The organism is Stenotrophomonas africana, from assembly GCF_013004645.1.
GTDB lineage: Bacteria > Pseudomonadota > Gammaproteobacteria > Xanthomonadales > Xanthomonadaceae > Stenotrophomonas > Stenotrophomonas africana.
Genome location: NZ_JABEME010000001.1, coordinates 97,265 through 110,079, shown reverse-complemented (window position 1 = coordinate 110,079; position 12,815 = coordinate 97,265). Strand labels below are relative to the sequence as shown.

Below are 12,815 nucleotides of genomic sequence, written 5' to 3'. Positions count from 1 at the left end.
CCCCAACTGGAGCACTGAGACATGGCACAGAACTTCGTATCCGATGGGGACGTGATCCCCTGGACTAACACCACCGAACAGCAGGTTGCATCGGGTCAGGCGGTTGTCGTCGGTCATCAGCTGGGGGTTGCCCTGGTCAACATCGCCGCCGGCGCGACGGGCAGCGTAGCGCTGGGCGGCGTGTTCACGCTGCCGAAGGTGCCGACGGCGGTCTTCGAGCAGGGTGAAAAGCTCGTGTGGAGCGCAAGCGCCAAGGCAGTCGATGGTAGTTCCGCGACTGTCGTGGCCGGCGACATCACCGGCGCAGCGTTCGCCTGGGCCGCCGGCTCCAGCGGCCAGACGACCGCCGAGGTCCGGCTTTCGCCCGGCAACGCCACCAAGGCGTAACCAAACTGGCCGGCACCGCTCACAGAAGCCCGGGTGGCGTGAGCGGTGCCGGTTCTTCCACAGCGACAACGGGGGATCGCATGGGCACCACCAGCACGCCGCGCGGCGTACGCAACAACAATCCTGGCAACATCGACCGCACCAGCACGCCTTGGCAGGGCGAAGATCGGTCGGCAGCTGCCATCGCCCGCGAGGCTCGCTTCTGCGTCTTCCTGACCCCGCAGGCGGGTTTCAGGGCGCTGGGCAAGACACTGCTCACCTATCAGCGCAAGCACGGCCTCCGCACCGTGAAGGAGATCATCGGACGCTGGGCACCACCGGTGGAGAACGATACGGGCGCCTACGTCCGGCAGGTTGCGGCGGCGGTGGGCGTCGCACCTTCCGAAGTCATCCGGTTGGATAACCCGGTGACGCTGGGGCGTCTCGCGACGGCCATCGCAAAGCACGAGAACGGTGGCGTGTACTGGAATGCCGATGTGGTCAGTGCTGGTGTCGCCGAGGCGCTCAGCTGATGGTCGGCGGCGGTGTCACCGCCACGGCTCCCTGGTGGGCTGCGGGCAGCGTCGTAGCCGTGTGGATTCTGCGCGAGACCTGGGCTGCACTTCTGTCGCGCAAGAAGGAGCGCACCGAGACTGATGCGAACGTGGATCTCATCAAGGGTCTTTCCGAGCGTATCGGGTCGCTGGAACAGAGGGTCTCGGTCCAGGACGAGCGGCTGCAGCAAGAGATGATGATGCGGCTCAAGGCACAGGAGGAGGCCAGCGCATTGCGGATGCGAGTCCGGCAGCTTGAATCCACGCTGCGTAGGCTCGGTGCAGTCATTCCGCCTGAAGACCCGGCGGTGTCCGCATGATCCGTGCCCTCATCCTCGCCACTCTTCTGCTGCTGGGCGTGGTTGTCTGGCAGCGAGGGTCGGTTTCTATCGCGCACCGCGCGACCGACCAGGCAGCTGCCGCCCGTGACGTGATGGAGCGCGAACGTGATGCGGCCCGCGCCGAGGCGAATGCAACGGCCGCCACGCTGGCGGCCGAACGTGACAGCGCAGCCGCTGCGAACGCTTTGGCCGCTACATATGAAAAGGAAAAGGACGATGCACAGAAAGCCTCTGATCGCCTTATCGCTGATCTTCGCGCTGGCAACCAGCGCCTGCACCAGCGCTGGCAAGCGACCGTCGCAACCGCCGAGCTGTCCGCAGCCGCCGCTGCCGCCAGCCAGCCTGATGGTCGAGCCGACGACCGAATTGAGAGTGCGGGCCGAGCTGTTGGCGCCGCAGCCCAGTGCGATGCACAGGTGAGGGGGCTGCAATCCTTTGCCCTGCTATGCGCCGGAGGTGGGAAGTGAGCGAGGTGGACTTCCTCCGCGATCTGGACGGCACTTTGCACGCCGCCTTTGCGCTGGCGGGCATGGCGTCGCGAGGTCGGTACACGGCCAAGGATGGTCCGGCCACCGAGGACGTGCGTGCCTACGTGGAGCGCGACGTTGAGACCATCGGAGAACTGCGCCAGTTCAGGGCGGGCCGTGTGGAGATCGCGTACCTGCGATCGGATGTAGCGCCTGACCAGGGCGATCGCTTCGAGGTGGTTTCGAGCGCGTTCGGCACTGAGGTCTTCGTCAACAGCAAGAAGATCAGCGATGACGGCTCGCAGAGCCGCTGGCTGGTGAGCCGTGGATGACCTGGCAGAGCCGCTGTCGTGGCAGCTGGTGGAGTTCCTGGCTGCTCGCGTCCGCCTGATCTCGCGCAGCAGTGGCTTCCGCACCGACATCGGTGCGGGCGCCGTGATCATCGATGAAACCGAGATCAGCGAGGACAGCACCGAGCCGGCAACGATCATCTCTGTCCGCCAGCTTTCGCGCAGTGGCGGCGGTGTTGCCCAGTCCAGCTCCGATGCGGCCATCACCATCGAGTTCGAAGTCCCGCGTGGCAGCGATGAAGCGAATCCTAGGCTGCTCGTTCATCGCGCGCGCCATGACCTGATCCGCGCCCTGACGTTCAAAGAGAAGTCGCTGCCGCTGGGGGTGACCAGCTTCGAGCTGATCGAAACCCAGCTTGCGACCCTGGAGGACGATGCCGGGCATACCGCCGTAGTCGCTCAGATCACCGCGCGGGCTGGTCTGACCGAGACCTTTGAGCCCGTGTCCAACCCGTAAAGGAACCAGAACCATGGCACAGCCAAAAGTCCGCAAATTCGCAGGTGACCTGCGCTTCTGGGAGCACGGCGCCGAGGGCGTTCGCGTCCCCGTCATTCCCGAGCCCGCCGACAAGTTCGGTAACCAGCCCCTGGAGCAGTCCTCGCTGACCTTCAGCTACGAAGCCGGCGATTCGGTGGAGATCAAGAGCAAGCGCCGCGATGCTCGTTATCAGCAGATCATCCACAAGGATTCGAATCCGGGCGTCACCAACGTTTCGATTACCGCGCTGGAGGTGCCGACGGCCTTCCTGGCTCGCATGCTGTACGGCACCTTGGTCAACACCACTGTGGCAGCCGGCTCGGCCAGCGCTGTGTCGGTCACTGTTGGCAGCGTGGATACTCCCGTGAAGCTGCCGCATAACTTCATCGAAGCAACGCCGGCGCCGGCCTTCAAGAAGGGCGCAGTGGACCTGGTGAAGGGCACCGACTATGACCTCGAGCCCCGTCATGGTCTGCTGATCCCCAAGAAGGGTGGCGCGCTGCAGGCTGGTGATGTTGTGACGGCCGATTACAGCTTCGATGCCTACCTGGAAACCGCAATCAGCGGCGGCACCACGCCGAGCAAGTCGTTCCAGGTCCTGGGCGACATGCAGGACCGCATCAGTGGCGACGAGGGCCTGCTGTCGATCCCCAATGTCGACCTGACGGTCGATGGCGACGTTGACTGGTTCAGCGACGAACCGATCCAGGTGACTTTGACTGGCCCGGTCATCTTCCAGGCCGGCGAGGCCGATCTCTACACCTTCAAGATCGCAGCGCAGTCGGCGGGCTGAGCGTGCCGGTGACCCCGGCGAGGGGAGGGCGCCGCGAGGGCGCCCTCCCGGTTTGAAACAGGAAGGGCATTGTGGCGTCCAATCGCAACAACAACTTGCTCAAGTACTACGTCAGCGGCCGGCGGGCAAAGGGCTTCCATGGTCTGACCGACCTGGCTGGCGAGGTGCTGAATCGATACGACCTGTCGGTGCAGCGGGCGTTTATTGGTCTGCAGCGTCGGGCTGGGCCGGCTACTGCGCAAGAAGTACGTGGCTCCTACAACATTCGCGCTTCTGCTCTGCGGGGGAAGTATCGCGTGGAGACGGGCGAGCGCGGCTACAGCACCGGCAAGCGTGGCAGGGACGACTTCCTTTCGATTTGGGCCAGCACGCGGCAGATCTCGCTGATCGAGTTCGGTGGTCGCTGGGCCGGTCGCAAATCCCGAGGTGCCACGGCCGGCATTGGCCTGGGCGAGTCGAAGACCTACGACGGCGCCTTCATCGCGACGATCAAGGGCCGCAGGGCCATCCGTGTGCGCGGCTGGGATCGGGCACAGCAGAAACGCCACGGTCGAGGCCCGGTTCGCATCCTGCGAGGGCCCAGCCCGTTCGAGATGCTCTCGGGTGCTGATGGCAACAGCCGCGCCCTGGAGGCCCGGCGCCGGCTGATCGAGCGCTTCCACACCACCTATCTGACAGAACTGCGCCGCCAGTGGCGCGTCAACGGAAGCTCCAATGGCTGATCGGCTGGAAGAAGCAATTCGGGTCGTCATCGAAACGCAGGGCCGCGAAGGTGTGGACGAACTGCGCGCGGCGTTCGGCGATCTGGGGGATGTGTCGGTCGAGACCGCTGGCAAGGCGACGAAGCTGCTCGACTCGCTCACTGGGCTGAACGAGGCGGCGGCGAAAGCGGATGCCTTTGACGGCATGCTGACCGAGCTCGCGCAGCTGGAGCAGCAGTTTGACGACAACCAGAAGGCCGCACTGGCGCTCAGCCTCAGCATCGGCGAGATGGACAAGCCCTCCCGCGAGGTGCTGGCAACCCAGCGGGATCTGCGTAAGGAAGGCGAGCGCCTGAAGAAGGCGCTCAACGAGCAATGGGAAGCCGTCGGCAAGGCCGACGACGAGCTATCTTCGCTCGGCGTCAACACCGCGAACCTGGCCGACCACCAGCAGCGCCTGCGCGTCGAGGTCGCCCGTAGTGCAGCAGCGCTCACCGAACAAGCCAGGGCCGCAGCGGCAGAGGCCGAGGCGGGCCGTCGTCGCAAGCAGCAGATCGATGAGGCAGAGACGGCCTTCCGCAAGCAGGCCAACACCAGCAGGGCTGCGGCAAAGTCGTTGGCGGAGTATCGCGAGCGTGCCGACGACGCCACCGCCGGCAGTGCCGACCTGGCGTCGGCCACCGAGAGCACTGTCAGCTGGTTCGGTAAGCTGAAGGCTGTGGCGGCTGGCGCGCTCGCGTTTGTCGGCCTGAACCGGGTGGTCGATGGCATCAAGGCCATCGTGAAGGAAGGCAGTGACGCTGAGCAAGAGCTGTCGCAACTGGAGGCCGCTCTGCAGGCGACCGGCCGAAGCGGTGAGTTCACCGCGCAAAGCCTGGCCGCAATGCGCAAGCAGCTCCAGAGCGGGCTCTTCGACGATGGACAGATCAGCGCGGCCCAGGTACGCCTGCTGTCATACACCAATATCGTCGGAGAGCAGTTCCCGGCAGCAATGCAGATCACCATCGATCAGGCTCAGCGGCTGGGCATGTCGCTGGAGGGGTCTGCCGAGGTCGTTGGCAAGGCACTGCAGACGCCGTCGAAAGCGATGGAAAGCCTGAGCAAGCAGGGCTTCACACTGGATGACAGCCAGAAGGCGCTGATCAAGAGCCTGGAAGCCACCGGCCAGGTGGCAAAGGCGCAGGCCATCATCCTCGATCTGCTGGCCGAATCCTATGGTGGCGCAGCCGCCGCCGCAAAGGTTGGCACCATCGCCGGCCTGTGGAAGACGGCCACCGATCGCTTTAAGGACTGGAAACAGGAAGTCGCCGACCAAGGCGTGCTGACCTACTTCAAGGAACAACTCACCACCCTGCTGACCACGCTGGATCGACTGGCCGCCGATGGCAGCCTGTCCCGCTGGGCCAAGCAGACCGCCCAGGCCATCATCACCATGGCCGAGGCGGTTAAAGGCACGACGCAGTGGGTTGTGGACCATGCCCGCGTGATCGGCCTGATGGCTGCCGCATATGCGCAGTTCAAGATCGTGGGGGCCCTGCTCCAGCTGAACGCATGGCGCGCAGCACTGATCGCGACCACGAATGCGCAGCTTGCCAACAATGCAGCGGTCGCAAGCGGCAGCCGGGGTATCGGTCGGTTCGGCGCGTTGCTGCGCGGGTTGCCGAAGGCAGTCCCCATCACGGTGGCCGTGCTGGGATTGGAAGCGGCGATGGGCGGTCTGGATGTCCTCAAGACCGTGGCGCAGGACATCTGGAAGCAGCACGATCCGGCGCTGAAGCGTGCCGGTGAAGCGCAGCGGGCCTACATCAGCCAGGTACGCGATTCGGCGCTGCAGCTGCGTGAACAGGCAGTGTCCTTCGTTGCGTACCGTGACGTAGTCATCAAGTCGGCCGAGGAAGTCGCCAAGCTGGGCGAGGCGGAGCGGCAGGCATACGAGAAGCGTCTGTCCGGCTTGGAGCAGTACCTTACAGCGCAGGAAGGCTTCCTGCTGATGCAGCAGAAGGCCGGCGTCGCGACGGCGGAGCAGCTGCAGCAGCTGGGCCTGGTCACACAGAAGTTGCTGGAGGTGTCGACGGGCTTTGCGTCGCTCCGGGGTGGCGTCCAGACGGCTGCGGACGCGCTCATGAATGGAATCGGCCCGGCTGCCCAGCTGGTGGTGCAGCAGTTGGCTGGGATCGACGGGAACGCAAAGCTCGCGAAGGAATCGATCGGCAAGGTGTTTGAGGGGCTCAACTTCGCAGACACGGCGAGCCTGGAGGCGGTCGGAGCGGCGTTGGGCTACATCGCCTCCCAGGGCGCCGCCGCAGAGCGCAATGTGCGTGATGGTTTGCTGGAGACGCTGAAGAAGCTGTCCGGTGACGAGCTGCTCCGCTTCCAGGCGTCGGCCCAATCCGCGTTTGAGGCTATGCCGCAAGGCGCAACCAATGCCGCCGCCGTGCTGCAGACCACGCTTGTCGCAGCAATGGAGCGGCTTGGTGTTTCCGCGTCGCGCATGGGCGTCGGCTTCAGTGCTGGTGGCAAGGATGCGATCGCCGCGTTCGGTGCGGTGGCCGAAAGCGCGATCGCGACCGGTGTCCAGATCGAGACCGCATTCAAGGCAGCGCTTGGCAAGGTCGCGACGCTGGACGAAGCGCGCACGCTGGGCGCGCTGCTGGAATCGGCAGGGCGGCAGGGTAAGGTCGGCTTCGATGCGGCCGCGCGGTCAGCCGCAGCGCTGAACGCTCGAATCCGCGAGATTCAGGTCGCCATCGATCCGCTGGCCGACGAATTTGCCAGGCTTGGCATCCAGTCGCAGGCGTCGCTCAATGCGACGCGCGACGCCGCCAAGAGCGCTTTCGATGCGATCCGTGACGGCGCGGCCAGGGGCAAGGCATCCGTGGAGGACGTGCGTCGAGCCTTCCGGGCATATGCCGACGCAACGCGAGCCGCAGCCGCAGACAGTGATCAGTGGCGCCGGGACAACGTCGATAGCCAGCTCGCAGTGCAGGAATCGATCTACGACACCGAGCGCAGCATGCAGCGGCTGGGCGATGTGAGCGACGTGGCAATGCGCCAGCTGCAGGACGGTGCCAGCCGCAGCCGCGAGCGGCTGGAGGAGGTGCGTGAGAGCGCGGGTGGTGCGGCGGACCAGGTTGACCGGGTAGGGAGTAGCTCCGAACGAATGGGCAAGCAGATGGGGCAGGCCGGGGCCGCTGCGCAAGGAATGGCGTTCAGCATTGGCGAGGTCTCCGAATCGGCGTTGCAGGCGATGCGCAAGCTCAGCGGCCCCAACCCGCTTGTGCAGTTTGCCAACGCGCTGAACCGGGTCACTGACCAGCGCAAGCAGCTGGCTGAATACAAGGCAGAGCTCCAAGCGACCGCAGAGGCGGAGGACGAGCTTTCCAAAGCAGCGAAGGAGCGACTGGCCGGGCAGTTCGACTACGTGGGCAAGGGCGAAATCGCAGAGGTTGCGCAGCTGGAGGCCCAGGTCATGCGGCAGCGGCAGCAGCGAGACCAGGAGGCCGCCGCCGCGCTCGCCGAGCGCCGCAAGCAGGCTGAAGCTGAGGCAGAGGCGCAGGCGAGGGCGGATGCCGCCCGTATCGGCAGCAACGGCAGCAATGAGCAGGTCATCGTCATTGACTGGAAGCTGCCTTCGAAGGAAGTGGTGGCTGGCGCCACCGCAGCCGAAGTGCAGCAAGCGCAGCGCCTCGCGGGTCTCGTCGCTCCGTTGGTCCTGCGGCAGGTTCAGCAAAGCAGGGCCGTTTCCGTTCGGGGGCGTAGCTGATGACCCGCATCGTTCTTGCTGGAATCGAACTGCCGGCTGACCTCCAGTGGACCGATGAGTTCACGGCCTGGAAGGTTGGGCAGCAGGCGCGTACAAGCCTGACGGGTGCCTTGATCGTCCAGGAGTCTGCGCGACAGGCCGGGCGGCCGATCACGCTTCAGACAACCCGGGACGGTACTGCCTACGTCGGCGTCGTCAGTCTTCCTGTTCTACGGGCGCTGCAGGCCAGTGAGAGCGAGGCTCGCCTGGCGCCGCTGGATCTGGTCATGCCGGCCCACAACAGCGGCGAGCGGTCATTCCAGGTCCGGTGGCGCCGCACGGATGGGCCGGCCATCGAAGTCGATCCCACCCGCTTTGCTGTCCCCGCGCTTGATGCGGACCTTTTCTCCATCACCCTTCGCCTCATGACGGTGTAATCCATGACGATTCTTGCTACCGATATCAAGCTGCGACAGTCGCAGCGCTTGACAGATAACCCTGACGGCGGTGGCCGCATGGTTCAGACCGAAATCATTGATGGGGCGATGAACAACCTCTTTCCGGATATCGGCGATGAGGAGCGGACCACTGGCCGAACCACCCTCCGCAAGATGTTTGTGCATGTGGATACACCGGCGCCTGACGTGCTGAAGGACGCGATCGCGGTACTGATCGATCCTCCGGCAGACCCGCGCGTGACCGTCACGATGTTTGCCACGGGCTCTTACAGTGACGTGCGCCTCGACGCCAAGAACCGCGTCGAGAGCTACATAACGCGAGGCACAGAGTCCCGCTTTGTCCTACTGGGGAACCACTTCAGCGGCCAGATGACTATCCAGGTCTACGCGATGAAGGACGCGCCGAGCCCCGACATCAATGACAACTTCTCGCTGCTGACCCTCGCCAGCTCCGGGCACGATCCGGCAGAACAGTACGTGCGGGTCAAAGGCGTGCTGTCCCGTACGACACGGACGTTTACCGATGACCAAGGGGCATTTGAACGGGATGTCTTGGTGATCGAGCTGGTGAACGCGTTGCTGCGCGATTTCTACGGCCAGGAGGTGGTGCGGTACTCGGCCACCAAGCCCGCGACCAGGATCTACGAAACCAACGTGGTGGAGGCCACGAGCTATCACAGCGTCAAACGCCTCACCGCCGCTGGGAAGCCTGGCGATCTGGCTGTGCAAGTCGATACCCCGTACGTGTCCATCGTTCCTACCTCCACGGCTGAAACCCCGGTCAGTGACGTTCTGGCCGGCATGGGCACCATCAGCCAGGTCCCATCCGGCCCTGCCGGCAGCCTCGGCCAGAACTTCAGTGCCAGCTTTGCTGCTGGCGTGCCGGTCAGCCGATACCTCGGTACTGGGTTGGTGGTGGGCGCAGTAAGGGTTGTCGCAGGCAGCGTCGAACTCACCGACGACGGTGCTGGCGGGCTCGCTTCCGCCGTGGCGACGCCTTGGAGCGGTACGGTCGACTATCAGGGTGGGGTCGTAGCCTTGACGCATGCGACTGGCGTCGGCAGTACCAGTATCAGCATCACCGCGTCCCCGGCTGGCTCCATCCCCATGCAGGGCTTCACCGACGAGATTGAGGTGACGCAGAACAACCAGGGCATGGTCTGGCTGTTCCAGCTGACCCCGTTGCCGGCCCCAGGAACGGTGGTGGTCGACTACCGCGCCCTTGGGCGCTGGATCAGGTTGACCGACAACGGCCGCGGCCGTCTGATAGGCAAGCCGGGCCAAGGCACCGGGACGATCAACTACCAGACCGGCTCCGTCGTGGTGACCGCTGGCGCGCTGCCGGATCTGAAGAGCAGCATCATCTCCAACTGGGGCACTCCCATCATCGCGGAGGCCCGGGTTGGTGATACCGCCATCCTGCCGCCGGCGCTCCGCTTTGTGCTGGGCGAGGGCTCGGCGGTACCGGCGACGGTGCAACTGACGCTGCGTGTTGGCGGCTCCAATGTGGCGGTCACAGATAACGGGAACGGCGGCTTGCTGATTGGCGGGCAGGTTCGTGGACAGATCAGCTACTCGACCGGTGAGATCTCGCTCCGGCCGCTGAGTCTGCCTGATGCGGACAGTCAGCTCTCGATCGCCTACGACTGGGGGCAGCCGCTACACGCAGCGCCGCAGCCTGTTCCGGACGCGGCCGGGATCGTCTCGTTCACCCTGCCGCAGGGACCGGTGAGGCAGGGCACAGTGCTTCTCGACTGGCTTGTGAGTGTGCGGCGCGATCGCGATGACCTGTCGTCGGCCCCTCAGGCGATGCGGGTCATCGCCAAGGATGATGGCGCAGGCAACCTGGTCGGCGTGTCGGTGGGGGACACGGCCTTCAGTACGGTGCTGGGGTCGGTGAACTACAGCACGGGCGCGGTCTCGCTGCAGGTCGGAAAGTTCATGGTCCGCCAGGTCTCCTATCCAGTGTACGAGATCCGCTCTGGTCGTCTGAAGGTGGTTGGGTACGAGCGTCTGGACGTGCTGGCGCAGTTCTCCGCCGGCAGTATCGTTTCAGCCGGTTGGATGCTCGCTGGCGAGGCCGCCCAGTCTGCGCAGGAGGTCATGCCGCTGCCGGCGGTCCAGCTGCAGCTCACCCCGACGATCAGCGACAGCATCGTTCCGGGCAGCGTCCGCTTTGCATTCCGTGGGCGCACCTACGTTGACCGTAGCGGCGGGCTGTATCACTCCATCGATCCGACCACTGGCTCGGGCATCTACGCAGGGACGATCGACTACGCGGCCGGTGTGGTGAACCTGGTGCAGTGGCTGGCAGGCGGCGAGAACACTGTCCAGATCCAATCCCTCCTGACACGGATCGCCGATCCGGGTGTGGCGGTCAGTTTCTTCCGTGCGCCTGGTTCACCGCTGCGGCCAGGCATGTTCACGCTGCGCGCGACCCGCATCGATGGTGAGCTGCTCACGGTGACTGCGGATATCAATGGTGTGCTGTCAGCTTCGGAAATTCGTGGCAAGGTCGATTGGGAAAGTGGTGTCGTCAAGGTTCAGTTCGGCCAGCTGGTGCCCGTGGCCGGGAATGAGGGCAAGCCCTGGTTTGACCCCGATCAGGTTGAGGGGGATCAGGTATGGAGGCCGACGCTCGTGCTGCCGGGCACAATCTACATGGGCGCGGTCGTGTATCGATCGATTCCGCTGTCGGAGGTAGTGATCGGCTTGTCGTCGGTGCGACTGCCCAGCGACGGACGTGCGCCAGCGTTCAAACCGGGGCAGACCGTGCTGATCCACCACACGGCCAAGCACGTGGTGCCCTCGCCACAAGCGGGACAGCTGGTCACCTTTGGTCGCGGCAGGATTGCAGGCATCGAAGTACGTGACGCGGCCGGGCGTCCGGTCGACGCCGCATGGTTCACGGCGGATCTGGACGTTGGCAATCTGCGCTTCAGTGACCCGCTGAACCTGGCCGCGTACACGCTGCCACTGACGATCAGCCAGCGCGTCGAGGACCGGCGCTTGGTGGTTCAGCCTCAGATCACCGGTGAGATCGAGATCAACACCTCCCTGACGCACGACTATCCGGTGGGGGAGTCGATGATCAGCACCGCACTGCGGTTGGGCGAAGCCAATGGATCGCTGGACCTGCAGGCGCGTGTGGTGAGTCTGTTCGACCAGGCCGCATGGACCAACGTATGGGCCGATTCCCCGAGCGGCAGTGTCGCGCCCGGTACCTACAACGACACGGACTATCCGCTCGCCGTGACGAACAAGGACGCGATCACTGAGCGTTGGGCGGTGCGGTTTACCAGTGCAACGCAGTTTGAGGTGATCGGCGAGACGGTCGGCACGATCTCTGCCGGAAACACGACCACGGATCTCGCGCCCATCAACCCACGCACTGGGCAGCCGTACTTTGTGATGAAGAAAGAGGGGTGGGGAACCGGCTGGTCAACCAACAACGCAGTGCGATTCAACACGATCGGCGGGTTGGCTCCAGTTTGGCTGATGCGGACAACGCTGCCGGGCACGCCGGAAGGCGCGTCCGATTCAACTCGCTTCCAGGTCATCGGTAACATTGCAGGGGAGGGCGCATGAGCCTCAAGCCAACGGTTTACCAGAGCACCGATCCTGGCGCTCCAGCGCTCACTGGACAGGCCGATTCGCTCATCGCGCTGTTGGACGCGATACTCGTGAACGGCTACGGTTCGGGCGCGCAAGCAAAGGCGCCATTGGGCTGGGTTCGTGAGTTCCAAGGGGTAAGCAAGCGCGTCTATCGAAACAACGTCGTGACCGGCTCGGGCTACAGGCTGCGTGTGGATGACAGCAATGCTCAGTACGCATTGATGCGTGGTTTCGAAGTTATGGATTCCTTGGACACTGGTACGGGGCCGATACCCACGATCGCGCAGTGGGCGAATGGTCTGCTGTGGCCGAAATCGGCTGCGGCCAACAGTACGGCCCGGGCGTGGTTTGCTGTTGGCACCGAGCGATGCTTCTACTTGTTCATCAACCACACTGGCGTAGCAAATCAGTTCTCCCCGCATTTTGCTGGCGACATTGTCAGCTACGTGCCGGATGATCAGCACGGCTTCGCAGTGTCGAGCTCCGGGCAATCAACCTACTCATCGGGCTTCGGGTTGAACCGGAACTTTGTCACGTTCAGCTCGGACCTTACCGATACCGTCCCAAGTTCGGCTTCGGCAGCGATGTACGTAGGGCGGAAATCCGATGGATCGCTGGGCGCGGTGCCACTCATCTCATTCGTACCTCTCTATCGCGGTTTCTCCTACTTCGTTTGGGGGGGGATGGGTAGCAGCACCGGGAGAGAATGGCCTGTACCTGCAAATGGCGGTGTCTTTGGCTTCCCGGGATTTGTCATGGAAGGTGCCCGTAGCTTCCGTGGCGAGTATCCAGGCTTGATCGCCCCTTGCGCGGATTTGGCCTACGGTGACGCAAGCGTGATCTCAGGGCAGGCCATGGTGAGCAAGCGGTTCAGTGCAGTTCCGACGACCGCAAATAGCACCCCTTTCGCTGGCGAGGTGCTTTTCGATCTTGGCCGAGAGTGGCATTGA

At 64.3% G+C, this 12,815-nt stretch carries 12 protein-coding genes; all 12 read left to right on the top strand.

Annotation, left to right across the window (positions count from 1 at the left end; translation table 11 throughout):
• Positions 1-21: 21 nt before the first annotated feature.
• The 12 genes from HLA98_RS00705 (at position 22) to HLA98_RS00650 (ending at position 12,815) form a co-directional block, all read left to right on the top strand.
• Positions 22-387, top strand: coding sequence for a DUF2190 family protein (locus tag HLA98_RS00705; RefSeq protein WP_057500299.1), 366 nt, complete (start codon positions 22-24; stop codon positions 385-387).
• Positions 388-467: 80 nt separating this feature from the next.
• A complete protein-coding gene (locus tag HLA98_RS00700; protein WP_057500300.1) occupies positions 468-899 on the top strand; it encodes a structural protein P5 in 432 nt (143 codons plus the stop codon).
• Complete coding sequence (locus HLA98_RS00695; protein ID WP_057500301.1) at positions 899-1,240, top strand: hypothetical protein; 342 nt, start codon at positions 899-901, stop codon at positions 1,238-1,240. Before HLA98_RS00700 ends, HLA98_RS00695 begins: the two co-directional genes overlap by 1 nt.
• A complete protein-coding gene (locus HLA98_RS00690; RefSeq protein ID WP_057500302.1) occupies positions 1,237-1,728 on the top strand; it encodes a lysis system spanin subunit in 492 nt (163 codons plus the stop codon). The genes HLA98_RS00695 and HLA98_RS00690 overlap by 4 nt, the downstream gene beginning before the upstream one ends.
• Positions 1,725-2,060, top strand: coding sequence for a hypothetical protein (locus HLA98_RS00685; RefSeq protein ID WP_057500303.1), 336 nt, complete (start codon positions 1,725-1,727; stop codon positions 2,058-2,060). The genes HLA98_RS00690 and HLA98_RS00685 overlap by 4 nt, the downstream gene beginning before the upstream one ends.
• Complete coding sequence (locus tag HLA98_RS00680; protein ID WP_057500304.1) at positions 2,053-2,535, top strand: hypothetical protein; 483 nt, start codon at positions 2,053-2,055, stop codon at positions 2,533-2,535. The genes HLA98_RS00685 and HLA98_RS00680 overlap by 8 nt, the downstream gene beginning before the upstream one ends.
• Before the next feature lie 13 nt (positions 2,536-2,548).
• Positions 2,549-3,349 (top strand): phage tail tube protein, encoded by an 801-nt coding sequence (locus tag HLA98_RS00675; protein ID WP_057500305.1) that lies wholly within the window; start codon positions 2,549-2,551, stop codon positions 3,347-3,349.
• 71 nt (positions 3,350-3,420) lie between these two features.
• Positions 3,421-4,071 (top strand): hypothetical protein, encoded by a 651-nt coding sequence (locus HLA98_RS00670; protein WP_057500306.1) that lies wholly within the window; start codon positions 3,421-3,423, stop codon positions 4,069-4,071.
• Positions 4,064-7,813, top strand: coding sequence for a phage tail length tape measure family protein (locus HLA98_RS00665; protein WP_057500307.1), 3,750 nt, complete (start codon positions 4,064-4,066; stop codon positions 7,811-7,813). Before HLA98_RS00670 ends, HLA98_RS00665 begins: the two co-directional genes overlap by 8 nt.
• Positions 7,813-8,229: a hypothetical protein gene (locus HLA98_RS00660; protein WP_043402241.1), complete on the top strand. Its 417-nt coding sequence runs from the start codon at positions 7,813-7,815 to the stop codon at positions 8,227-8,229. Before HLA98_RS00665 ends, HLA98_RS00660 begins: the two co-directional genes overlap by 1 nt.
• Before the next feature lie 3 nt (positions 8,230-8,232).
• Positions 8,233-11,838, top strand: a complete 3,606-nt coding sequence (locus tag HLA98_RS00655) for a hypothetical protein (protein ID WP_057500308.1) — start codon at positions 8,233-8,235, stop codon at positions 11,836-11,838.
• Positions 11,835-12,815 carry a hypothetical protein gene (locus tag HLA98_RS00650; RefSeq protein ID WP_057500309.1) on the top strand — a complete coding sequence of 327 codons (981 nt, stop codon included), beginning with the start codon at positions 11,835-11,837 and terminating at the stop codon, positions 12,813-12,815. The genes HLA98_RS00655 and HLA98_RS00650 overlap by 4 nt, the downstream gene beginning before the upstream one ends.